General features: G+C 59.7%; 21 protein-coding genes and 2 pseudogenes. 12 read left to right on the top strand and 11 right to left on the bottom strand.

The window, feature by feature from the left end:
* Positions 1–129, top strand: a pseudogene (locus M3I54_RS38425) (IS5/IS1182 family transposase); the annotation flags it as partial.
* 90 nt (positions 130–219) lie between these two features.
* Here the strand turns inward: M3I54_RS38425 and M3I54_RS38420 are convergent.
* From M3I54_RS38420 to M3I54_RS38405, 4 genes are all read right to left on the bottom strand, one after another.
* Positions 220–1,119 (bottom strand): MFS transporter, encoded by a 900-nt coding sequence (locus M3I54_RS38420; RefSeq protein ID WP_254345140.1) that lies wholly within the window; start codon positions 1,117–1,119, stop codon positions 220–222.
* Positions 1,120–1,292: 173 nt separating this feature from the next.
* Entirely contained in the window at positions 1,293–2,087 is a 795-nt protein-coding gene (locus tag M3I54_RS38415) for an SDR family NAD(P)-dependent oxidoreductase (protein ID WP_302059312.1), read from the bottom strand.
* An 87-nt stretch (positions 2,088–2,174) separates the two neighbouring features.
* On the bottom strand, positions 2,175–2,762 hold the full coding sequence (locus tag M3I54_RS38410; protein WP_254345139.1) for a cupin domain-containing protein: 588 nt from the start codon (positions 2,760–2,762) through the stop codon (positions 2,175–2,177).
* 41 nt (positions 2,763–2,803) lie between these two features.
* Positions 2,804–3,061: a hypothetical protein gene (locus M3I54_RS38405; RefSeq protein WP_254345145.1), complete on the bottom strand. Its 258-nt coding sequence runs from the start codon at positions 3,059–3,061 to the stop codon at positions 2,804–2,806.
* A gap of 225 nt (positions 3,062–3,286) precedes the next feature.
* Between M3I54_RS38405 and M3I54_RS38400 the strand changes: the two genes are divergently transcribed.
* The 4 genes from M3I54_RS38400 to M3I54_RS38385 all read left to right on the top strand — a co-directional run bounded on the left by M3I54_RS38400 (position 3,287) and on the right by M3I54_RS38385 (position 6,553).
* Positions 3,287–4,282 (top strand): SDR family NAD(P)-dependent oxidoreductase, encoded by a 996-nt coding sequence (locus M3I54_RS38400; RefSeq protein WP_309249674.1) that lies wholly within the window; start codon positions 3,287–3,289, stop codon positions 4,280–4,282.
* A gap of 43 nt (positions 4,283–4,325) precedes the next feature.
* Positions 4,326–5,357 (top strand): LacI family DNA-binding transcriptional regulator, encoded by a 1,032-nt coding sequence (locus M3I54_RS38395; protein WP_254345138.1) that lies wholly within the window; start codon positions 4,326–4,328, stop codon positions 5,355–5,357.
* Between the two features lie 338 nt (positions 5,358–5,695).
* On the top strand, positions 5,696–6,013 hold the full coding sequence (locus M3I54_RS38390) for a hypothetical protein (RefSeq protein WP_254345137.1): 318 nt from the start codon (positions 5,696–5,698) through the stop codon (positions 6,011–6,013).
* A 102-nt stretch (positions 6,014–6,115) separates the two neighbouring features.
* Positions 6,116–6,553 carry a porin gene (locus M3I54_RS38385; RefSeq protein ID WP_309249673.1) on the top strand — a complete coding sequence of 146 codons (438 nt, stop codon included), beginning with the start codon at positions 6,116–6,118 and terminating at the stop codon, positions 6,551–6,553.
* A gap of 428 nt (positions 6,554–6,981) precedes the next feature.
* Here the strand turns inward: M3I54_RS38385 and M3I54_RS38380 are convergent, their stop codons facing one another.
* From M3I54_RS38380 to M3I54_RS38355, 6 genes and pseudogenes are all read right to left on the bottom strand, one after another.
* Complete coding sequence (locus M3I54_RS38380; protein ID WP_254345134.1) at positions 6,982–9,708, bottom strand: glucosidase; 2,727 nt, start codon at positions 9,706–9,708, stop codon at positions 6,982–6,984.
* A gap of 90 nt (positions 9,709–9,798) precedes the next feature.
* On the bottom strand, positions 9,799–11,292 hold the full coding sequence (locus M3I54_RS38375) for an efflux transporter outer membrane subunit (RefSeq protein ID WP_254345133.1): 1,494 nt from the start codon (positions 11,290–11,292) through the stop codon (positions 9,799–9,801).
* 1 nt (position 11,293) lies between these two features.
* Complete coding sequence (locus tag M3I54_RS38370; protein WP_254345131.1) at positions 11,294–14,512, bottom strand: efflux RND transporter permease subunit; 3,219 nt, start codon at positions 14,510–14,512, stop codon at positions 11,294–11,296.
* Between the two features lie 11 nt (positions 14,513–14,523).
* Positions 14,524–15,810: an efflux RND transporter periplasmic adaptor subunit gene (locus M3I54_RS38365; RefSeq protein ID WP_254345129.1), complete on the bottom strand. Its 1,287-nt coding sequence runs from the start codon at positions 15,808–15,810 to the stop codon at positions 14,524–14,526.
* A 569-nt stretch (positions 15,811–16,379) separates the two neighbouring features.
* Positions 16,380–16,607, bottom strand: a complete 228-nt coding sequence (locus M3I54_RS38360) for a hypothetical protein (protein WP_254345127.1) — start codon at positions 16,605–16,607, stop codon at positions 16,380–16,382.
* A 538-nt stretch (positions 16,608–17,145) separates the two neighbouring features.
* Positions 17,146–17,879: pseudogene (locus M3I54_RS38355) on the bottom strand (acetoacetate decarboxylase).
* A gap of 332 nt (positions 17,880–18,211) precedes the next feature.
* Between M3I54_RS38355 and M3I54_RS38350 the strand changes: the two are divergent.
* From M3I54_RS38350 to M3I54_RS38320, 7 genes are all read left to right on the top strand, one after another.
* The gene (locus tag M3I54_RS38350; RefSeq protein ID WP_254345125.1) at positions 18,212–18,589 is read left to right on the top strand and encodes a hypothetical protein; all 378 of its coding nucleotides are present in this window, start codon (positions 18,212–18,214) and stop codon (positions 18,587–18,589) included.
* A 389-nt stretch (positions 18,590–18,978) separates the two neighbouring features.
* Positions 18,979–19,377, top strand: a complete 399-nt coding sequence (locus M3I54_RS38345; RefSeq protein ID WP_254345124.1) for an SCP2 sterol-binding domain-containing protein — start codon at positions 18,979–18,981, stop codon at positions 19,375–19,377.
* Positions 19,378–19,388: 11 nt separating this feature from the next.
* Complete coding sequence (locus tag M3I54_RS38340) at positions 19,389–19,676, top strand: hypothetical protein (protein WP_254345121.1); 288 nt, start codon at positions 19,389–19,391, stop codon at positions 19,674–19,676.
* A 120-nt stretch (positions 19,677–19,796) separates the two neighbouring features.
* Positions 19,797–20,267, top strand: coding sequence for a porin (locus M3I54_RS38335; protein ID WP_254345120.1), 471 nt, complete (start codon positions 19,797–19,799; stop codon positions 20,265–20,267).
* Between the two features lie 281 nt (positions 20,268–20,548).
* On the top strand, positions 20,549–21,454 hold the full coding sequence (locus M3I54_RS38330; RefSeq protein WP_254345118.1) for an MBL fold metallo-hydrolase: 906 nt from the start codon (positions 20,549–20,551) through the stop codon (positions 21,452–21,454).
* A gap of 52 nt (positions 21,455–21,506) precedes the next feature.
* Positions 21,507–22,271, top strand: coding sequence for an SDR family NAD(P)-dependent oxidoreductase (locus tag M3I54_RS38325; RefSeq protein ID WP_302059313.1), 765 nt, complete (start codon positions 21,507–21,509; stop codon positions 22,269–22,271).
* Between the two features lie 96 nt (positions 22,272–22,367).
* Positions 22,368–23,300, top strand: a complete 933-nt coding sequence (locus M3I54_RS38320) for an alpha/beta hydrolase (protein WP_254345116.1) — start codon at positions 22,368–22,370, stop codon at positions 23,298–23,300.
* A 359-nt stretch (positions 23,301–23,659) separates the two neighbouring features.
* Here M3I54_RS38320 and M3I54_RS38310 read toward each other — a convergent pair.
* On the bottom strand, positions 23,660–24,056 hold a 397-nt coding region (locus tag M3I54_RS38310), incomplete at its 5' end, for a hypothetical protein (RefSeq protein ID WP_254345143.1).

Raw genomic sequence — 24,056 nt, 5'->3', positions numbered from 1 at the left:
GCCAAGACCGTGGGACGCATGCGCCAGGTGATGGTGCGCGGCTTGAAGAAGGTGGACCAGATGTTCGTGTTGAACATGGTGGCCTACAACCTTGTGCGCATGCGATCGCTGGCACAAGTCCGTCCATAGTCGAGGTAAGCGCGGCAATGGGGCCTGAAATTGGCCTCAAGCCGCCGAAAAAACGTGGAAATCGCATTGAATTTTCGCAATGCGAAAGCTTTAGCGGTCGCGAGCGAAAAAAACAGAGAAAGGCCGCTTCGGTCGCGAGGTATTTCCGCAACCTGCTAGGTCCGTGACAATCTTCGGGGACCACTTCAGCAAAAAGTAATAGGTCATACAGTCGAAGAAATATGCAGTTGCGAGGGCGGCCGTCAACCCATACAGCATGCTTCCTTTGCTGCTTGTCAAGACCGTCGACGATTCGCCGATCGAAGGCAGTCGGGCGATCTGAGCGTGCCCTAGAAACGCCAAGACCTTGTTCGCACGTTGCAGCGCGTTACGGGGTTGCCTCTCAATCAGGTAGGATACCGATTCTGGAAGTGCGAACCACGCAACGGGGAGAAAGGCGGTGCTGATGGTTGCGCCGGCAATGAACAGGTGTCGCCAGTGCGTCAAGCTCACGTACTCGGCGGCAATTGAGCCACCTACGATGGCGCCGATCGGCCAACCAAGGCCGACGCAGGCAATCACCAGATTACGGCGTTTGGCATTTGCGAATTCGGATGCAGTCGAGTGAGCAGTTGCGATCATGCCACCGATGCCAAGACCAGTCGCGAAACGTACCATCGATAGCATGGACACGCTGTTTGCCTGCGTCGCAGCCCACATGCCCAAGGTAGTGACCATAAGGCAAGAAAGGACCACGAATCGTCGACCGCGGCGATCAGCGAGATATCCGAATAGCGCACTGCCTATGGTCATACCGATGAGTTCCATCGAGAGCACGACCCCTAGTTCCGCCTTGTTGATGGCCCACTCCGCGGCGATCCCCGGCGAAGCAAAGCTGATTGCAAGTATATCGATGCCGTCAAAAGCGTTCAGGATGCAACACATGGCAATCACCATGATTTGCCTGCCTGTCATGGGCCGGTCGGCCCACAGATCGCTAGCTTGATGCATTTCGTCTCCTTGTCATTAATATTGGTCATCTGGGCGACCCGGCTGCACCCAGATGCGGGCAGACAGCAGTGCGGCCGAAGGGGCGTTTGAGGTAACGTCGGACCAAATGCTGATGAGAGCCGCACTCGTCGTAACGGTAGGTATGTTCAGCGCGGAAGCGCTGGCGCCCTTGTTCAGATCGATCGACCGCCGTCCACTGTCAAAAGCAAACCGGTCACGTAGCTCGCCTCGTCTGAGGCGAGAAACAGCGAGGCATTTGCGACGTCCCATGGCGATCCTTGACGTCCCATCGGACACGAAGCATCCCGACGCGCCATGACTTCCTTGAACTGGTCGTCGTCGAGATGACGATAGAGTGTGCGCACATGAGGCGTCGCCATCATTCCCGGGATCACCGCGTTGCAGCGGATCTGCTTGCGGGCATACTGCGCGGCGATGACCCGGGTGACGTGATTCACGGCCGCCTTCGACGAACTGTATGAAAGGAACGTCTCGGTACTGGCCCGCAGACTGGCGGTCGACGAAACGTTGATGATCGAGCCGCCGCCCTGCGCCTCCATGTGCGGAATGACGTGTTTGCAGGCGAGAAACACGCTTTTCAGATTGACGGCATGGACGCGGTCCCATTCGCTTTCGGGCGTATCTACAGGGCCGCCAAGATATTCGATGCCGACGTTGTTGTGCAGGATATCGATGCGGCCATATTTTCCTGTGGTTTGTTCGACGACCTGCTTGACGTCCTCCGAACGGCTCACGTCTGCGGCGATGGCGATCGACGTGCCGCCTTGCTCTCTGACGAGACCCGCGGTTTTCTCCGCGGCGGCGAGCGACAGATCGACCGCGACGATCGTGGCGCCCTCGCGTGCGAAGGTCAGCGCCACTGCTTGCCCGTTGCTCACTCCGTTATCTTCCTGCGATGAGCCAGCACCCATGATCAGCGCGATTCGGCCTTCAAGTCGCTTTGACATCTTCTTTCCTTAGCAAAATTTCTGATTCGTTGCCGGCGCACCTTTCCGCTAACGTGGAAGGTGCGCCTGGCGTTGTTTCAATGGGGATCAGGCTTTTTCGCTCTCCACACCCGCATCGAACTTGAAGCCCAGATCCTTGAGATTGTTGAGCACGCCGGTTCCGTAGGCCGATTCGATTTCCGTGCCGACGACCGGCGCGTAGGCAACGCGATCCTGTTGCTCGCCCGAGGGTTGAATGACGACGAAGAGCCGCCCGATTTCCTCTGAGATGTTGACGAACCGACGGCTGACGCCGGGCGGGACGGAAACAAAGTCGAGCGGCTCGAGGATCATCGAATCTTCGCCGTTGTCGCCCCATTGCAGTTCAAAACGGCCGCTGAGGCAGAAGAAGTTTTCCACGGTCGTCTCATGGCAGTGCAGGCCAGGACCGTCGCCGGGCGGACATTCTGCGATCGAGATGACGGCGCCGGGCACGCTTTTGATGGGAGCCATTGCGCTACGGCCGACATAATTCGCCGGCGCCATGATCGAGTAGACACGGTGGGCGGTCAACTTCTCCATGACCTCCATGGGCACTGCGCTGCCGCCCGAATGCTGTTTGCTGTACGGAACCAGGTCCTTGAACCTGGCAGTGCGTCGGCCCATCTCTTCCGGCGTAACCTTGATCGTTTTCATGCGTGCTCCTTTTTCAAAGATGGTAAATGGCCTGCAGGGCGTCACTTGCCACCGGTCCAGACCGATGGTGGGATTCGGAAAATGCGGTCAAAGCGAGCGGGCGCCTTCGCGCAGCGGTGCCATGCCAGGAGCCGGCGAAGCACGAACCTCTGCCAGCGAGCCTGCAGGAAGACGCAGAACCGCCAAAAGGGAAACGCTGCCGCCGTCATCACGTAAAACGCCGGAGCGAGCAGACCGGCGAAGCTGCCGAGCCAGGTGAGAATCGCAGGCGAAAAGCCGCCGAAGATCACTACCGCCATGAGCGGACGCAAGGGTGCACCGCTGTCGACCCAGCGTTCTGCATTTGTCCTCATCCAGAAAATGGCGATTCGTCCACGCTTCCTGAGATTCGAAACGTTTCCAAAATTTCAAATTTACGCCAGTCTACAATCGATGTATCGCACATTTTATTGGGGTTAACTCTGTTTGAAACGTTTTTAGTCTTCACGCATCATGCGAACCTTCACGTACTGGAGGCGGAATTGATGACTACGTCGGATGGTGGCCGGGCACCGCGCACGGCAATCGTGACGGGCGCTACACGAGGGTTGGGGCAGGCAGTCGCGCGGGCATTGCTCGAAGATGGGTACAAGGTGGCGCTTTGGGGGCGCGATCGTCGCGCGATGCAGGTTGCCGTCGAGCAGCTTCCTTCCGGCGCGTCCTGCTTGCCCGTGTTTGCGGATATTCGCGAGGAGGTCGAGGTGCGGCGGGCATTCGCCGAGAGCCGTGAATTCCTTTCAGACATCGACGTACTGGTGAGCAATGCGGGCGCCATCGGTCCGCGCATGCCGCTCGAGGAAGTCGCGCTCGCGGACTTCAGGGCGACGATGGACGTCAACCTGACCGGAACGTTCCTCGTGCTCCGGGAAGTGCTGCCGAATATGAAGGCGCGGCGCGCCGGCAGAATCGTCAACATTGCCTCGGTGGCCGGCAAGGAGGGCAATGCGCTGACCGCGGTGTACTCGGCTTCCAAGGCTGCGATGATTGCGCTGACGAAGTCGCTCGGCAAGGAGTTGGCCGGGCACGGCATTCTGGTCAACTGCGTGACGCCCTCGGCTTCCCGCACCGACATATTCGGGGAGATGACGCCGGCGCTGGAGGCGAAGCTGTTGTCGCGCGTGCCCCTTGGGCGCTTCGTGCAGCCCGATGAAGTCGCGGCAATGGTTCGCTGGCTCGCGAGCGAGGCATGCAGCTTTTCCACCGGCGCGATCTTTGACATATCGGGAGGCAGGGCGACCTACCAGGCCGCGCCGGAGTTCGGCGGCCGCAGGTCCGGCGCCGAAAGGCGTTGCGCCCGGCGGCCGCGCGGCCTTCGGGTATGCTTCACATCTCGCGTGCGTGAGAAGGGCGTAGCAGGGGCGGTACGTGCCCACGGCTTGCGCGGAATACTTGCCCTGAATGGGCGGCTTCGGTACCCGCGAGCGATCTTGAAACGATTCAAAAGGGAGTATTTTCCCAGATTGACGCGTTGCGACGCATAGCTATACCATCTCCGAAAAATCTATATTGAAACGTTTCCAGTGCATGACTAAAACGCCTACTCGCCGGATCACAATTCGCGATGTCGCCGCTGCTGCCGGAGCCTCCGTCGGCAGTGTTTCCCGGGTATTGAACGGCGGCCCGAACGCGAGCAAGGACCTCAACGATCGTGTCATGCGCGCGGTGGCGCAACTCGGGTACGAGCCCGACAGCGTCGCGCAAAGCATGCGGCTCAAGTCGACCCAGACGATTGCCTGCATGGTTCCGGACGTAGCGAACCCTATCTACGCCGAGTACATCAATGCGCTCGAGGAGCATGTGCAGTCGGCAGGCTACCTGCTCATGCTGATCTCGACGCGACATGACATTGCGCGCGAGGCCGCGGCGATTTCCCTCATCCGGCGGCGGCGTGTGGACGGGTTGATCATGATTGGCGGTAGCGAATCGCACCACGAGATCACTTCCGCTCTGGAGAGCCTGGAGTGTCCGGTCGTCCTCGTCGACAGGGATTCGCCAAAGCGGGACACGGTTTGCGTGGATCACCGCGGGGGCGCGATTGAAGCGACCCGGCACCTCGTGGCCCTCGGGCACAGGCGGATCGCGCTGCTCGTGCCAGGCGAGGCAGTCAAGCCCGCGCGCGAACGCACGGCCGGCTATCGCGCCGTGCTCGAAGATGCCGGCATCAAGTACGACCCGGAACTCGTCGTGCCCCAGCCCGCATCGACGAGCTTCGCGTATAGCGCGGCGTCCTCACTGCTGGAACTCGATAATCCTCCCACGGGGATCATCACCCTTGGCACCCACATGCTTGCAGGCGTCATGAAGGCGGTATCGACGAAGGGCCTGACGGTACCAGACGATCTTTCGATCGTCAGCGTGGGCGATACTGATCTCACGCAGTACGCCAGCCCGTCCATCACGTCGCTCAAATGGGACGTGCCTCAAATAGGGCGCGTGGCGGGCGAACTCATGATGGCCAGATTGAGCGGGAAAAAGACGGGGCAGCCGCGTTACCAGAAAATCACGATGCCCACGGAGCTTGTAATACGCAAGTCGGGCGCGGCGCCTCGAAAATAGGCGCCGATAGCAGCGTCGAGAAAAAAGAGACGTTAGGGTATCGCCATTAAAAGGCTGATAATAATTAGAAATCTATATTAACCGGTGTCGTTGCTAATGCAGAACGACGTTCAGCAGCCGGGTTCAAATCGTCGCGGCCTGAGGTTGGGGCTGCGGTTCCTGTAGTTCCACGGGCCTTCGCTCATTCTCCCGCGGACGCTCGTAAAAAATCATCGAATTCGTCTGGCGGATCAACGCATATCGCGTTGCAGTCCCGCTCGCCGAAAAAGCTGCGCACCTGCGTTAATTCCAAAGTGTAGTAACCCCGTGCCTTTTTAATCAATAAGGACTACAAAAATATGAAACATCGTCAAACGGCAGTGCTGCTGGCTACCGGGCTTGGTTTTGCCCTGGCCGGGCAGGCGCGTGCGCAGGACACCGTCTTGCTGTACGGTCTGATAGACGAAGGTTTTCTCTTCAACGCAAACGCAAAGTCGGCTCGCCAGTACCAGTTGGCGTCCGGTAACCTGCAGGGGTCGCGGTTCGGAATGCGCGGCGCACACGACCTGGGCGAGGCTGGAGCACCATTTTCATTTTCGAGAATGGCTTCAACCTCAACAACGGTGCGCTGGGCCAGGGCGGCAGCCTCTTCGGCAGAACGGCCCTTGTCGGCGTAAATGGACCTGTTGGCTCTTTGACTCTCGGCAGGCAATACGAGTTGGCCGGCGAGTACATTGGCGGCTATACGAGCGCCAACGCCTTGTCGCAGCGGGTGGGGGGTGGGGCGGTGGGCGAGCGCCTACGGTGCGCATCCCGGCGACGTGGACAATCTCGACGCCACCAACCGCCTCAACAACTCGATCAAGTACGTCAGCCCGGCGTTTTCCGGCTTCAACGTCGCGGGCATGTACAGCTTTGGCGGCGTCGCTGGCTCGGTTTCCCAGAACCAGGCGTGGTCGTTTGCAGGAGCCTACAACGGTGGCTCGCTCAGCGCAGGCGTTGCGATTACGCACATCGATTCGCCGAACTATACCTTCTTTGGCAACAACCCGGCCAGCAACACGGCGGCATCGGCGAGTGCGTCGAACATGTCCAGCCCCGTTTACAGTGGCTATGCGTCGGCGGGATCGCAGCAGATCATCGCGGCCGGGACGACTTACGCCTTCGGCAAGGCGACGGTGAGCGCTGCCACCCCTACCGACGTCCGGCACCAGTAGAGGTTGTCGGTGTCTCTTCGATGGATTTTTGACAAAGAATGGCCAGATATATGCAGAACTCTTCTTTTCCGAACATCAACTCGCAAATGTTGGCCTAGTCGCCACGCTCCTTCATGAGAGTGAGCCAAATGAGTCACCCGAACGTCTTATCGATTTCCATAGCAGTCTTCCGCAAATTGTGGCGCGAACGACCGTAGTGGGTCGAGCAGCAACATCCGCATCGGTCGCTCACGGTCGACCACCACGCTACCAACGCAATGCGGTCGCTTGCACTAGATGTCGGCATGCCCGCTTGTCGTCACGTAAATGCCTTCCATGCACCCGCCTACGAATAAGGTTCGTAAACATTAATAAAATGCGATCATTGTTTTATCTAAAATTACGTTCGACCGCGTTCCCAGCACCGCGTTTCTGGCGATTCGAATCCCTCAGTGCCGCTCATCCAGTTCCTGCCCGACGACACCTGCCATCACACGCCAGCGATCGCTTTCCAGTACGGTCTGTGCGTCGATGCGCCTGAACAGGTCCAGCAGCGGCGCGACGAGCCCAGTCCAACCCGTCTGGTGACTCGCACCGAGCCCTGCACCGTTGTCGCCGTGGAAATACTCGTAGAACAGGATCAGGTCGCGCCAGTGCGGGTCGTCCTGGAACTTGCCTGTCCCGCCATACACGGGGCGCCGACCATCCACGCCGCGAAGAAACGTAGCCGTCAGACGGCGGACGATCTCCTGCGCCACCTCGAACAGTGTCATCATCTGCCCGGATCCCGTCGGGCATTGAACCTTGAACTCGTCACCGAAAAAGCCGTATAGATTCGTCAGCGCCCTGACGATCAAGAGATTCACGGGCATCCACACCGGCCCCCTCCAGTTCGAGTTGCCGCCGAACATGCCAGTATTCGACTCCGCAGGCAGATACTGCACCTTGTATTCCTGCCCGCCCACATTGAGTATGTACGGGTGGACGAGATGGTAGCGAGACAGCGAACGGATGCCGTACGGCCCGAGGAATTCGTTCTCGTCGAGCAGATATCCGAGCACGCGCTGCAGTTTCCGCGTATTCAGGATCGACAGGAGTCGGCGCTCTCTATGGCCGATGAAGCCAGCATCTGTCGGGGCCACATGGGCGAGCAACTCGGGGTAACGGTTTCGAAATTGTGCGATCAGTTCCATGAGTCGCGGACAGCGCGAGACTGAATCGGCCTCGAAAACCGTTGACGCACACAGCGGCAGCAAGCCGACCATCGACCTGACTCTCAAGCGCATCGTCTGGCCGTCGGGTAGGCGCAACAGGTCATAGAAGAATCCGTCCTGCTCGTCCCACATGTCGTCCGGCTGGTCCCCAAGCCGGTTCATTGCGTAGGCAATCCACATGAAATGTTGAACGAACTTGAAGGCAATCTCTTCATAGATGGGGTCGTGCTCGGCCAGGAGCATGGCCATCTCCAGCATGCTCTGGCAATAAAAGGCCATCCACGCGGTGCCGTCCGCCTGCTCGAGCGAACCACCTGTGGGAAGTTGAGCGCTGCGATCGAACACGCCAATGTTGTCGAGCCCAAGAAAGCCACCGGCGAAGACGCTTCGACCTGACGGGTCCTTGCGATTGACCCACCAGTTGAAATTGAGCATCAAGCCCTGGAACGAGCGCTCGAGAAAGCGCTGATCGGCCCGTCCCAATGCTCTCTCATACTTGTAGAGCCAGAGCGTGGCAGCGGCATGCACGGGTGGATTCACGTCGCTGAAGTTCCACTCGTAGGCGGGGATCTGGCCGCTTGGGTGAAGATACAGGATGCGCAGCATCAACAGTAGCTGCTCCTTGGCAAAATCGAAATCGACAGGAGCCAGCGCGATCGTATGAAAAGCGAGGTCCCACGCCGCAAACCATGGATACTCCCATTTGTCCGGCATGGAGATCACGTCGGCGTTCAGCATATGGAACCACTCGGTGTTGCGCACCGCATGCCGGCTGGCTTCCAGCAATGGATGGCTCTGGTGCTCGCGCAACCACCTCTCGAGATCGAAGTAGTAATACTGTTTGCTCCACAGCATGCCTGCCAGCGCCTGACGGTGTACACGTCGTTCGTCGTCGGTCAGTACCGTTGGTGCGATACGTTTGTAGAACGCGTCCGCTTCGGTCACGCGATCGTCGAAAGTTCTCTCAAAGTCTTCGAAGGGACTGTCCCGCTTGACAGCGCTCAGGCGCAGCTTGATGGTCGCGGCGCTGCCCGCGGGTACATCGCATACGTAATGCGCGACGGCCTTGGTTCCCTTGCCCGCCGGATTCACCGCGTCGCGCTGCCCGTCAACGACATACGAGTGGAACGCGTCCTTCACATAGGGTGACGCGTTGGGTTGGTTCCACAGACGCCGTGCGTTGCTTTCGTTTTCCGTAAAGAGCAGTTCCGTTTCCCCGTCGCAATAGAGCCAGTATTCACCCAGTTCCCGATGCGTCGCACGAATGACGCCTGAGTCCGCTGCGCATAGCGATGGCCTGTAATCGTCGTAGCCCCACGACCAGGTATTGCGAAACCATAGCGTTGGCAGGACGCGAAGCCGCGCTTTTTCCCCTGCGCGGTTGTGCACCGTCACGCGCACGAAGATGTCTTCAGGCGCCGTCTTCGCGTATTCGACGAACACGTCGAAATACCGGTCGTCATCGAATACGCCCGTGTCGATCAGTTCGTACTCGAACTCACCGCGCGAACGCTTTCTGTTTGTCTCGACCAGATCCCGATATGGAAATTCTCGCTGCGGATATTTGTACAGATACTTCATGTACGAGTGCGTAGGCGTGCTGTCAACATAGAAGTAGTACTCCTTCACGTCCTCGCCATGGTTACCTTCGCTATTGGTCAGACCGAAGAGGCGCTCCTTCAGGATTGAGTCGTGTTCGTTCCAGAATGCAAGCGCGAAACACAATCTTTGCTTGTCATCGCAAAGACCGCCGATCCCATCTTCTCCCCATCGGTAGGCACGCGAGCGCGATTGATCATGGGTGAAATAATTCCAGGCGTCGCCGTCGCTGCTGTAGTCCTCGCGGACCGTCCCCCATTGGCGCTCACTGAAATACGGCCCCCACTTCTTCCACGGCAGTTGCGCGGTACGCGACTCGTTCAGGCGCGTTTCCTCTGCTGTATCGGCGTTTGCAGGACACATGCCTCGCCTCCCGATCCACGAAATAGTTGCGAACTACCGAAGCGACGGGCCGGCGCTCGCAATTGTGGCAATGCATGCGCCCCCCGAGGGTCATTGCGGCACCTGCGCAACCGGTTCCGGTGTAGCGGGCTGCGCCGGCTGCGGTCCGCTCGCCGGCTGTGGCACGCTCATCTGCTCCGCCTGAACGACCCAGCCGCCGCCCATCGCCATGTAGAGGTTGACGAGGTTCGTTAGTGTCGCAGCCCGGGTTTGCGTTTGCTGCAGTTCTGCGTTGAACAGATTGCGCTCGGCGTCCAGCACCTCCAGGTAGCTCGTATATCCGCCCTCGTAGCGCAGCCGCGCAAGCCGCAGATACTTGCGCAGGTATTCGACCTGCTGGCTCTGAATCTCAAACTGCTCGCGTGACTTCTGCACCGAGATCAACGCGTCGTCGACCTGCTGGAACGCCACCTTGATCGCATTTTCGTAGGCGAACAGCGCCTCCTGCTGACGCGCCTCGGCCTGCTTGTTCTGGCCGTAGATATTGCCGCCCGTGAAGATTGGCATCACTGCCGAGCCGGCGAACGTCCACACCCGCGCAGGTCCCGTGAAGAGATTGGAGAACTGCGTGCTCACCGAGCCGAAGAGCCCCGTGAGCGAGATCTGCGGGAAATACAGCGCGCGCGCCGCGCCAATCAGCGCATTTTGCGCGACCAGATTCTGCTCGGCCTGCAGCAGGTCGGGCCGGCGTTCGAGCAGGTCCGACGGCACGCCCTCAGGCACAGTGGGCGTTGAGAGATCCACCAATGCGCGGCCGCGCAGGATCGGCTCCGGGTTGCTGCCGAGCAGCACCGAGAGCGCGTCTTCCTGCTGCGCGATCTGCTGCTCGAATTGCGGGATGGTCGCCTTTGTCGCCGCATAGTCGGACTGGCTCTGGGCAAGCTCCATATCCGAGGTCTGTCCGAACTGCTGGCGCAGTGTGAACACATGCACGGAATCGGCACGGCTCACGGTTGTGCTCTGTGCGATTTCGAGCTGCGCGTCGAGGCTGCGCAGCGTGATATAGGACGTCGCGACCGATGCGACGAGCGTCAGGATCGTCGCACGGCGGCTCTGTTCGGCCACGTTCACGTTGGCACGCGCGGCCTCGGTTTCGCGCCGTACCTGGCCAAACAGGTCGATGGTCCAGAAGGCCGACACGCTCGCCTGGTACTCGTTGAAGACCGGCGAGACGCCGGCCGGTATCGGCGTCGGCCCGTTCTGCGACGCGCGCTCGCGCGCCGCGCTGAAACCGGCGCTCGCCTGCGGGAACAGTGCCGAACGCGTGCTCACGAACTGGCCCATGAACTCGTCGACACGCGCGGCCGCCTGCTTCACATTGAGGTTGTTCTCGAGCGCGGTCTTCACCAGGTCGTTCAGCACTGGGTCGTCGAACTGCTCCCACCACGCGGTATTGGCGACGTCGGCCACGTCCGGGTACGCAAAGCGGTGCGTTGCCGGCACGTCCACTTTCGGCCGTTCGTAGTTGGGCCCAAGGAGACACCCGTTCAGCAACCCGATCAGCACGACTGGCGCGGCGACGCGCGCGAAGGCTGCGGCGCGCATGTCAGTCGTCCTCGTGCCGCGCGGACGGCGTGATGGTCGGCGAGCCAGAGCCGCCCGAGGCAGGCGGCGGCGTTCCACTATCCGGCTTGGGCGTTTCCTTGCCGCCGCCCTTGCGAGTGCCAAGCGACTCGATCCCCCAGTAGAACATCGGAATGAAGAACACGGCGATCGCGGTCGCGCCCAGCATCCCGCCAATCACGCCTGTGCCGATCGAATGGCGGCTGTTCTGCGAGGCGCCGAGCGCAATGGCGAGCGGCACACAGCCGAGGATGAACGCAAGCGAAGTCATCACGATCGGCCGCAGACGCTCTTCCGCGGCGACCAGCGCAGCGTCGTACGGCGACTTGCCACCCTCCCGGTTCAGCACCGCGAACTCGAAGATCAGGATCGCGTTCTTCGCGGCCAGCGCGATCAGCATGGTCAGCCCAATCTGGAAGTACACGTCGTTGTTCAGGCCGCGCAGCAGGATCGCGAGCAGCGCGCCGAAAAGCGCGAACGGCACCGCCATGAGCACACCGAGTGGCAACGACCACTTCTCGTATTGCGCGGCGAGAATCAGGAACACCATGATGATCCCGAACACGAACACGAGCCCCCCGGTCGAGCCCGATTTGATCTCCTCGAACGCCTCGCCGCTCCATCCGACTGCGTAGCCCGGCGGCATCTGCCCGGCGAGTTCCTTCAGGGTACCGATCACCTGGCCCGAACTGTAGCCCGGGGCCGCGTTCGCGGTAATTTTCACCGCCGGGAAGTTGTTGAAGCGCGTGATCAGGTCGGGTCCCGTGACGTACTTGTAAGTCATCACGGCCTTGATCGGCACCATGTTGTTCGAGCGGCTGCGCACGTAGATCTGGTCGAGGTCGGCGGGCGTGAGCCGGTAGCGTGGATCCGCCTGAACGATCACCTGCCAGAGGCGAGCGTCCTTGTTGAACTGCGACACGTAAAGCGAGCCGAACATCGTCTGCATCGCGCTGTAGACCTCTTCGACCGGCACGCCGAGCGTCTCGGCCTGGTCGCGGTCGACGTTCACGAGCAACTGCTGCGAGCTTGCGTTGAACGTCGTGGTCACGCCGGTCAGTTCGGGGCGCGCCTTCGCCTTCGTCATGAAGTCCTGCACGACGCCCGCGAGCTGCTGAATGGAGCCGTCTCCGTGGCTTTCGATCCACATTTCGCTGCCGCCCGTGGTACCAAGGCCTGGAATGGACGGCGGATTCACCGGTACGACGATGCCCTCCTGAATCTTCGAGAGCGTTTCGTAAGCCTTGATCAGCACGGCGCGCGCGTTTTGCTCCCGGATGTTCGAGAACTTGTACCGTTCGTCGAACCCTTTCAGGCCGACGAAAAACGTGCCCGCGTTGTTCTTGTTCTGGCTGTCGAGCAAGCTGTAGCCGCTAATGATCGTGATGCTGCTGACCGCGGCCTGCTTCATGAAATGGTCGGTGACCTTGTCGCCCACCGCCGCGGTGCGGTCGAGGCTCGCGGCATCCGGCATGATGATCGCACCGAGCAGATAACCCTGGTCCTCGGGTGGCAGGAAAGCGCCGGGGATCGACTTGCCCATGAGGACCGCAAGCACGATCACGGCGCCGAAAACAAGAAGGCCCAACACGTAACGCCGGATTACGAACTGCACTGCGCGCCCGTAGCCGGCGGTCATCCGCGCGAACTGGTTGTCGAACCACCGGAAGAAGCCCTTTTTCTCATGGTGCGTGGGCTTGAGCAGAATGGCGGCCAGCGCCGGAGACAGCGTGAGCGCAACGATGCCCGAGAACACCACCGAGATCGCGATCGTGATTGCGAACTGCTTGTACAACTGTCCGGTGATCCCACCGAGGAACGCAACCGGCACGAACACGGCGCACATGACGAGCACGATCGCGATGACCGGGCCCGACACCTCGTCCATCGCTCGCTTGGCCGCGTCTTTCGGACTGAGCTTGAATACGGTCATGTTGCGCTCGACGTTCTCGATCACGACGATCGCGTCGTCCACGACGATGCCGATTGCGAGCACCATGCCGAACAACGTCAGCATGTTGATCGAAAAGCCCAGCGCTGCCATCCCCATCGCCGTGCCGACGATTGACACCGGAACGGCCAGCACCGGAATGAGCGTCGCGCGCAGGCTCTGCAGGAACACGTACACCACGATCACCACCAGCACGAGCGCTTCGAAGAACGTATGAATCACGTCTGCGATCGAAGCGCGCGTGAAATCCGTCGTATCCAACGCGATCTGATAGTCGAGCCCTTCAGGAAACGACGTCTTGAGTTGCGCGAGCGTCTCGTGTACCTGCTTCGAAACGTCGAGCGCGTTCGCACCCGGCTGCTGGTAGACCGCGATGATCGTCGCGGGCTTGCCCTGGTAGGTGGTGCGGTTCGAATAGCTCTTTTGCCCCAGTTCGGCCCGGCCAATGTCTTTCAGGCGGACGATCGCCGCGCCGTTGCTCGCTGCGCGGATGATGATGTTGTCGAATTCGGCGGCCGTCGCGAGCCGCCCGGTGGTCGTCACTGCGAACGACTGCTCAACCGGGTTGCCGGTTGGCGCCTGGCCGACAGTGCCGACCGCGAATTGCTGGTTCTGGGCGCGCACGGTGTTCTGCACGTCGCCGGCGGTGATGCTGAGCTGCGCCATGCGATCGGGCTTCAACCAGATCCGCATCGCATAATCCGGAGTGCCAAAGATCGACGACTGGTTCGCGCCTGGAATCCGCTTGAGCGTGTCGAGCACGTAGACGTTTGCGTAGTTCGCGATATAGGTCGGATCGAAGCGGTCGTCCGGCGAGTAGATCGCGATCACCATCATGAACGCGTTCGACTTCTTCTGGACCTGGACGCCCTGCGACTGCACCTGCTGCGGCAGTTGCGGCAGCGCGAGGTTCACGCGGTTCTGCACGTCGACCTGGGCAAGTTCCGGATTGGTGCCGATCCCGAAGAAGACGTTGAGCGTGTAGTTGCCCGTGGACGAACCGGACGAATACATGTAAATCATGTTGTCCGCGCCGTTGACTTGTTGCTCGATCGGCGCCGCCACGTTGTTCGACACGACGTCCGCGCTGGCCCCCGGGTAGGTCGCGGAGACCGTGATCTGCGGCGGCGTGACGTCCGGATACTGCGCGATTGGAAGAGAGAACAAAGTCAATGCGCCGCCGAGCGTGATCACGATCGAGATGACGGACGCGAAGATGGGCCGGTCGATGCAGAAGTGCGAGATGTTCATCGAGTCGCCCCTTACTGCGACGCGCCGCTGCTTGCGGCAGGCGCCGTCGCGCGCGCGCCCGCACTCGCCTGCGGCGCTGACGCCCCGCCTTTCTCGACAACCGCCTTGCCGCCGGTCTGCGTCGAGGGGAGCGTTCCGGCAATCTTGAGCGGCACGTCGGGCACGACGCGAATCGCGCCGTCCACCACGATGCGCTCGCCGGCCTTCAGGCCATCGTTGATGAACCAGTTGTCGCCGCTCCAGTCGCCAACTTCCACCACGCGCTGCTTCGCCTTCGACTCATTGTCCACGACCCATACGAAGTGGCTCTTCGCACCCTGCAGCACCGCCCGTTGCGGCACGAGAATGGCATTCGGCCGCGTGGCGCCCGACACGCGCGCGCGCACGAACTGCCCCGGCCGCAACGTGCCCTTGGGATTCGCGAGCGAGGCCCGCACGAGGAACGTGCCCGTGTCGGTGCTGAACGCCGGATTCGCAAAGCTGATGGTGCCGTGCTGCGGAAATTCCGTGCCGTCCGCAAGTAGCACTACCACGACGAATTCGCTATTCGGTGGGAAGATCAGCTTTCCTGCCGAAATCTCGTCCTGAAAGTGGAGCAATTCGTTTTCGGAAATGCTGAAGTTCACCCAGATCGGATCGAGCTGATAGACAAACGTAAGGAGACCAGATGAATTGGCGATCAGATAGCTGCCGTCCTGCTGTCTCGCGTAGCTCGCGAGTCCATCCAGCGGCGACTTGATCGTCGTGTAGCCGAGGTTGAGTTCCGCCGTCTCCACCTGCCCTTGAGCGGAAATCACCGCGGCCTGGGCCTGCTTCTCGTTGCCGATGGCGTCGTCGAGATCCTTCTGGCTCAATGCTTGCTGGGCGGCCAGGGGCTTGACCCGCGCGAGATTCTGCTGCGCCACCGTGAGCCGCGCCTGCTGCTGCGCAAGCTCGCCGCGCGCCGTCTGCAGCGCAGCCTGAAACGGCTTCGGATCCATCAGGAACATCGTCTGGCCGGCCTTGACCTTGTCGCCTTCGGAGTACGTCCGCCGGTCGAGAAAGCCGTCCACACGCGCACGAATTTCGACCTCACGCGAACTCTGCGCCTGTGCGGTGAATTCGAGTTGGACCGGAGTGTCCTGAGCTGCGACCGTCATCACGGTGACTTCCGGCGCGCCGAGCGCGGGCGGCCCCGATGCCTTCTTGCAGCCGGCGAAGAGCGTCAGTGCAACGACGACGAGGATTAGCGGCAGGCGGCCCCGGCGTGCCGCAACCCGGGGTGACGGTCGATGCTCGGGAAAGAACGGTCCGCTCATGAATGGCCTCCCGCAACGCGCCGGACCTGCGCATCGCCCCAGTGCGCGCGCGCCATGGTTACCGCCTCGTTGCCCGCATACTGTTCGCGATCCGGATCAGCAAGGATCCGTACACTGCACTAGCCGCGACGCTGCCCAGGACGGGGCCAGCCGACTTACCGCTCACGGACACAATGCCCATGCCGGCTGTGACTCCCTCGATACATCGCGCCCCGATGATTTGTGCAAAGACCGAACTGACTATTTGTTCTCTGGCCGGGGCGCCGCGCTCGAAAGCGCCATCGGCGCTGCCCAGCGCCCAGGTATCGGAGTCGTATCGTCACGGCGCCCGTAGTCGTCAAGTTTGGTAGTCGTCCTGTTCAAAAACAATGGGACTTTGGTCCGATATCCCAAGTACGCATGCCTCTTGCCCCGCACGACAAGGACTCGCGGTTGCCTGTGCAACCGCCACGCCGCAATCCTCGGGTAAGAAAGCCCGGCGCAAACCGGCCATCGGAGTTCGGTCAAACTGCTGATATTGAAAGCAACGCCGGGAGCGTGTCGATGTAGTCCCGCCGACATCACGCACGTCAATGCCGGGTCTGCTGTTGGTTTTTGCTGGCATTCTCGCAGCGGCGGTCCAACTCGCCCCGGATCGACGCATCGTTGAGCAAACGATCGCTTTGCTCTTCGCCGTACCTCTGCCGCAGTAGTTCTTCGATCGCTCGCCAGTCAGTGTATCGGCCAGAATCCGCCAGGTCGCGCGCATAGCGCAGCATGTAGTCTTTCACCCCCATAGCGGAATGCTTGCTCTTCATCCGCCTCTCCTGGTCGGTTGAGGACCAAGGCAGCCTTGCGCAATTAGTTGCAACCGTGACTATTCGCTGTCCGATAACAGGTCGCGCCGCTGGGCCCATGTACCACGCCTTTTCCGTTCGCCGTCTTCGCCTCGCCGCCACGATTAGTCTGGGTCGTCCGAACACCATTCTGATTCGTTTGGGATGTCCATGCCTTGCCCGTATTCCGGTTGTAACCGCCCGCGTTGGACCCGTTGCCACATGCCGTTTGACCACGGCTATTGGTCGCGCATTCGGCGAGTGCGCTTGAACTGATTATTGAGCAAACCAACAGCAACACAATCTTCACGGCGTTCTCCCGAAGGTTCCACCAAAGCGTGACTGGCGCATGATCGTTAAAGCTTGATCATCGTCCCAAAGAGTTTAGGACGTGCGCTCAGCGAAGGCCAATGAAGCGAGCGGTTAGCGAACAGAAGCCCGGCAATACTGGTGATTGCTGGTTACGCCAGATTCGCGTAGTACATCTTTACGTCCTCAGCATCATTGCCTTCGCTATTGGTCAGACAGAAGAACAAGTATTTCGAATGCGCAAGCCGACACGAACTGACGACGTGCCCTGCCGTTCCGCCAGATAGTCGTGAACGACCGTACCCAGACCGAGTGTCAGGTCCGTGAGGATGTGGACTCCGGAAAGCACTTCCAGAACAGGCAGTTCGGCGACAGGCGCAAGCGCGTGATGAAACAACTCGAGCGCTGCCGGGCCATTCCATGCGCCCTTGACGGTGATGTCCTCGCAAAAACACCGCACAAGTTCGCAAACCCGGAGGTACCGTCCACATGGGGAATAATCTTGAGCAGGTAGTTGGGCGCGGTTAGTGACTCCATGATCCGGTCGTGAGACGCGGGACGATACTTGTAGCCCATCGTGGCGACCGCGATCGGAACGGGTCCGTACCGCAATACGCCACCGATCGTGTCCTTCTCGACTCGTAGCTGCGGACTCGCGAGCTTCTTGGGGAAGCCCCAGATTTCCCGGCCACCGGCAATGGGCGCCATGTCGTCGAGGAACATCGCATGCACATAAGCGCCGGCATGCCCCTGAAAACTCACCGGTATGACCTGACCGGCTTCGGTGTAGTCGCCAAAGCCCGTGGAGTTCGGCATCCGGATGAACTCGAATTTGACGATCGGCTCAACCATCTCAAGTGGGCCGGGTATGACCTTCATCAATCTCTCCGGATCGGTCCGATAGGTGATGATGAGTAGAGAGAGTGTGTGTGTAGAGTTCAGCAATTAATGTCGCGCCAGGACAACCAATTCTTGTCGTTTTGAAGCGCAAAACGTGCCCTATTGAAGCCTCAAAACCATCCAAGACAAGCAATTCCTGTCGCTTCAATATGCGAACGCTTAAAAAATCGACGTTCCGCACCTTTTTGTCCGTTTTTCGCCGCTTTTCTTCTTTTGGCGAATACCGATGCAAGACTGCGCACCGCGAGTTTCTCGGCATGCAGTCATGTTCTCGGGGGCATTCGCCGCACAGTATGGTGTCCAGCCACCTCAGAGGTGAAGGACTTCTAGCGGACGGTTATCGACGGTTAGACCATGGCGGCAGTTAGCCGGGATCGATGACGTCGGCAAAGATGTTGGCATTTTTCAGTAGCCAAACCACCTGCTCGGCCTCCTCGTCGTCGACTTCCTGGGAGCCGTTCGCGCATTCGCCTCACCCTGGCCTCTTCCTGTGGGAGGCCTTCGTGTCTGGGACAGGCAAGCCTGCGTCGAACGACAACCTGGACATCCGCATCGCCGACGCCCGAGCGGGCGCCCAGGCGCTCCTCGCCGCAATGCCCAGTCCGGAACATGCCAACGCCATCCCCGTGGGTGACACCAGCGTCTATTCGCTCGCCGGCACCGCACTCCTGCGCACAGGATGGTCTACAGCAACTGCACTGCTCTCGCAGCCTTGCCTCGTCCTGAAAACCGCGCCGCCGCCGGTGATCTGCTAATCTCGGCACTGCACTCGAGATGCTCGGCATGCACCTGGGGCTCGCATCTGCATCAAGAAGTAAGCAGCTCTCGGGAGGCGCTGAGGCGCCAGGGCCTTGGAATCGACAATGCCAGTTGCGTTTGAATGTGCAAATCCGGTGTCTATAATTTCCCTGAATTTATTGGTTCCGGAGAGTCCCCGATATTTTTCCCAGGAAAAACTGATCGCGTTTGTGACTGCATGGTCAGAATCGCTAGAGGCTATTGAATGCCGACGGGTCGCATATTACTGAAATTCCTTGCCTAATCCACTATCCGGAGCTAGAGGCATGTGGCAGGTCTTCTTCAAACTGGCGCGGCAACGTAGCTTAGCAGTGCCACGCGGAGCGTCGCGATTGTGGGGGAACAGATGACTACAACGAGTGATCCGTTTGCAGACTATGCCAAACTGAAGGATCTCACTGAGGGCGGCTCCGACGTAGCATCCACGTTCGGCGCCATGGCAAGTCTCCTGTCAGGATTTGGGCAGGAAGCGACCCTCCAGTTCCGGTTGGAAGGCGACGAGCCGACGCAGGATTTCGTGGTTCACATCATGAAGAACAAAGTGAGCGTGGAGCATCAGCCCATCCCTAACCCAACATTTCAGATCGTGTGCAAACACTCCACTTGGCGTGAGATCGCGGCGGGCAAGTTGTCACCCCTTGAGGCGTTCGTCACGCGACGGATACGAGTCTTCGGCTCTACGAAGCTCGGTGTGGAACTTCTGCGTCACCTGCGCGGGTCGGGCAGTCGGATCCGTCTTTGCTGAGCGAGACGACCATGCCAGAAGAAGACATTGGAACCGTCGCGTATGTGAAACTCTTGAACTACGCATCTTTGGGTACCGCCTGTGAGTTTGGCCTTGTCCCAAGTAGCGGGCCCATCGAGCATATTATTTTGTGGATGGACTCACCAGGCGTTTCTCCCTTGCCTGCCGAAGCGGACTGGGTCCTTCGGAACGCGCAGGTTGCACTTCTGCGCGATGCGTTCGTGAACAAGCTACAGGTTGAGATTTTCAGGGCCGCTGATGGAACTGTCGTGAGTGTTTCTCTTGGCGTGTACGACTAAGGGTCTACCGCCTCTTCGCTGCTCTCGCAGACTTGCCTCGTCCTGAAAGCCGCTGTAGCCCTGGGCCCGACGGCAGCGATTCGGATAGGGTCCCGTCACTCGTTGCTGGAGTCGATGCTCATGCAGGTCAAAAAACTTATCTATCTGAGGGCGATGCTGAGGCTATCGATTCTGTTGATCTTCGCTCACGGCGAAGCGATTCACGCAGTCTACTCGAACGTGCGCTTCAATGACGTGGGGGCGGTTGGCGGCGCCGGTCTCAACCCCGGCAATCTTCATGGCACCGCCGTTTTCAATATCGGTGAAATCAATGCGACCTATCGGGTGAGCACGCCGCTGCAACTGGGTGTTGCGTATCACTACACCCACGCGAAGTCCCCGAACGATGTCAGTGCGCGATATCACCAGCTGAACTTCGCTGCGGACTATGGCTTGTCGAAGCGCACGGACCTGTACGCCGCGCTGATTTATCAGCTTGCGCGCGGCATCGATTCAACGGGCAAGCGTGCGGTTGCGGCGGTATATGCAATTACCCCGTCTGCGAGCGATCATCAGCTCGCGGCGCTGGTCGGCATTCGCCACAAGTTCTGACGATTGGAGGTTGCACACGGGCTATCGAACACCCGAAATTAAAAACGTTTCCAATTCGCTCTTGCAATCCTGTTCCGCAGAAGTCATACTTCTCTTGACTGATACGGCTGTACTTGCTTGCAATGCATTAAAAACGTTTCAAATTGCGAGTCGTTGTTCGATAATCAGGCTTCGCCGGCCCGCGCGCAGCACCGGCTTCCGATGGCCCGCACGGTCGCGGTGGGTTGCCGGGCCCGCGGGCCGCACAACCACCACTTATATCAACATTGTCGGGACAGGAAATGCGCACTATCACACTGGGAACGACCACCATCGACCGCGTTGTGGAATACGAAACAATTTTTCTCAACGCCAGCTGGATGTACCCCAACGTCGAGCCGGACATGCTCAAACGCGCGCGCGCTGAACTCGGTCCGACCTTCATCGACGAGTCCTGCGAGAACCTCGCAATCAGTTTCCATAGCTACCTCATCAGGACGCGCGGGAAGAACATTCTGGTCGATACGTGCAACGGCCAGCACAAGCCGCGTGGGCCGAGAATGGCGTGGCAGCACATGCTCGATTCGCCGGACTACATGCGCAATCTCGCGAGTTTTGGGCTGCAGCCGGAAGATATCGACTATGTGCTCTGCACCCACTTGCACACCGACCACGTGGGCTGGAACACGAGGCTCGTGGACGGCCGCTGGGTGCCCACCTTCCCCAACGCGAAGTACGTGATGGCGCGCCATGAATTCGATCACTTCAACCGGTTGAATGCCGCCAAGCCTGACTACCCGGTCAATCATGGGGCGTTTGAAGACAGTGTTTTGCCGATCGTGGAGGCGGGCCAGGCGCTGTTCGTGGACATGAACCATCTGGTCGACGGCACGCTGGATGATGGCGTGTGGCTCGAGCCTGCGCCTGGGCATACCGTTGGCCACGTTACCGTGCACGTTAAGGGCGGCGGCGTCGAAGCGATCATGACGGGGGACATGTTTCATCATCCCATTCTCTTTATCGAGCCACGCCTCGAGACGCAGCACGACTATGACGTCGCAATGAACAACCAGTCACGAAAGAAAGTGCTCGATCGCCTTGCAGATACGCAGGACCTGCTGCTTACCGCGCATTTCCCGTCACCGACGGCAGGGAGAATCTGTTCCTGTGCGAATGGGTTCCGTTTCAGGTTCCTCGAAGACAGGTAACGCGGCAATCACTCTTTAACTTCTGGAAACTGGTATGGAAGCGCAAAACAACATGCGAGATTTTCGTCTTGCGGCAGGGAAGGTTGTGATGATTACCGGAGCCGCCCGCGAGCGCGGCATTGGCCTGGCCACCGCGAAGCTCTTTGCCGATCATGGCGCCGACGTCGCGATTTGCGATCTGGAGCGGGAGGATCCCGCGAAGGCAGCGCGAGAACTGGGCGATGGACACATTGGCGTTACCTGCGACGTAACGGACCCGCAATCGTGCACTGCGGCCGTCGAGTCGGTCCTGTCGCGCCATGGCCGTATCGATTGCCTCATCAACAACGCCGGTCTGACACAGCGTCGCGGTGTAATGGAAGTCACAGCCGAAGACTACGCCCTCGTGACGGAGGTCGTGTTGCACGGCACGCTGCTCATGTCACAGGCCGTGATTCCGCAAATGAAAAAGCAGGGCGGCGGCAGCATTGTGTGCGTGAGTTCGCTATCAGCGTTGCAGGGCGGCGGCGTGTTCGGCGGGGCGCATTATTGTGCGGCCAAGGCAGGGGTGCTGGGTCTTGCGCGTGCGATGGCGCGTGAGCTGGGCCCGGACAACATTCGCGTCAATGCCGTGGCGCCGGGCCTCATCTTGACGGACTTCTCGCGCGGCGCAAACCCGGATGTCAACAAGCATGAAGCGGCGAGGTCATTTCCGCTGCGACGTGTCGGGATGCCGCAAGACATCGGTGGAGCATGCCTCTATCTCTCGAGCGATCTTGCGTCGTTCGTAACGGGCATCACCCTCGATGTGAACGGCGGGGCGTTTCTGCGTCCCTGATCTGCGGAGAGGCTCGGTACGTGTGATCGCGATGTCGCAATGGCGCGGATCGACTTGCCTTGTCTCCTGATTTCATCTTACGTGACTCGATCGGAAATGGAAGAACACTTCATCACGCGCGGCGAGGGTGGTGGGAAACTGTATCTGCGCCGGAAGAAGCTATCGGGCGCCGCGGAAGCTCGCCCTCCGGTCCTGCTGGTGCACGGTTCGACGCTGCCAGGCAGCATCGCTTTCGACTTGCCCCTCGATGGCTATTCGTGGATGGACCATCTTGCGCGAGCCGGCCGGGACGTCTGGAGCCTGGACATTCGCGGTTACGGATTTTCTACTGTCGATGAAGCCATCCTCAGCAGCGATCCACCGGCTGTTGTTGCCGATACCGGACAGGCGCTAGGAGACCTTGCCGACGCGCTTGATTACATCTGCCACAAGCGGCGCTCGGAGCAGGTCGATTTGATCGGCTGGTCATGGGGCGCAACAGTTTCAGGTGCGTTCGCGAGCCGTTCGGACCAGCAAATCCGCTCGCTGGTTTTATATGCGCCGCAATGGTTGCGCAGTACGCCATCTCCGCTTGTTACCGAGCGAACGCTTGGGGAGGCATGGCGCGTCGTCGACCCGGAGCGCTTTCTGGATCGATGGTATCTGGGGCTTTCGCCGGAGATCCAAAATATTGTGACCCGCTCGGGATGGACGCGGACGCTAAGGAATGCGCTCGAGTCGCGCGATGGCAAGCCGATGTACGTGCCGAACGGTTCGATACATGACATCGCCCGATTCTGGATGGCGGGACGACCGCTTTACCAGCCTGAATCGATCGCCGTATCGACGCTGGTGGTCGTTGGAACCGAAGACAAGGATACGCCGCCAGATATCGTTCTGGAGCTTTATCGTCGGCTCGGCGCTTCGCGCAAGCGCATTGAGTTGCTGGAACGCGGAACACATTTTCTTTTGTTTGAACCGGTCCGTGACGAGTTCTTTGCGTTGATCGAGGGTTTCCTGATGGAGGTCGAGTCAGACGAAAACCGTTAAGGAGCGAATCCGGCGCGATTAGGGGCGGTGGCTGATCCGGCGTGCTTTTTGTCGACAGCGGGACTCGAGGGGCTTGACGACGTTGTGCCTGCGATTGCGATTGCTCTTGCGCGAAGACCCGAGCCACGCCTGGTCTTCGTGTGTTGATTTAACATAAAGATAATTGTCGAATTTTAATTTAATTCGTACGCTTATGTGTTTTTGAAAATATTCGATCTATTTAACTTTTTGAACATCAAACCTGTAGCACCTCCACCCACGATACCGAATGCGGAAAGATTACGATGACAGACGGTCGAGCACCCATTCTGAACCCTGAAATTCAGGATGGGAGCCGAATATTTCTAGACGAGGACACTTCAGAATGTGCGAACCGAGATGAGCCTGAACGTGCTGGCATATAACATGAAGCGGGCGATCAAAATCCTCTGAGCGTGAGCCATGAAAAATCGCGAGCTTCGATTGCTCCAATCGCACGCTGTATCGCTCGACGCGAACACTCGAAGAGCGTTTTCACACAGGTGCGCCGGGAGACCGGCAAGGAGTAGGTGGTGCAAGTCCACTGCGATGAAGGAATAGCGAACCACATCGGCCCCGAGCCGTGCGCAGGTATCCGCGAGGATGTCGGCGAAGCGTCGGCAGGGGTACGTGCAGGCCAGCCATTGAGCCACGATAGAAAACTGATCCCGGGTGCCGACGCTGTCTGTGTAGCGGAAGGCAAAACGTCCGAGCGCGCAATCGCGAGCGCCCGGATGA

Source organism: Paraburkholderia sp. CNPSo 3274, assembly GCF_024206475.1.
Taxonomy (GTDB): Bacteria; Pseudomonadota; Gammaproteobacteria; order Burkholderiales; family Burkholderiaceae; genus Paraburkholderia.
This window is presented reverse-complemented; position numbering and strand designations above follow the sequence as displayed.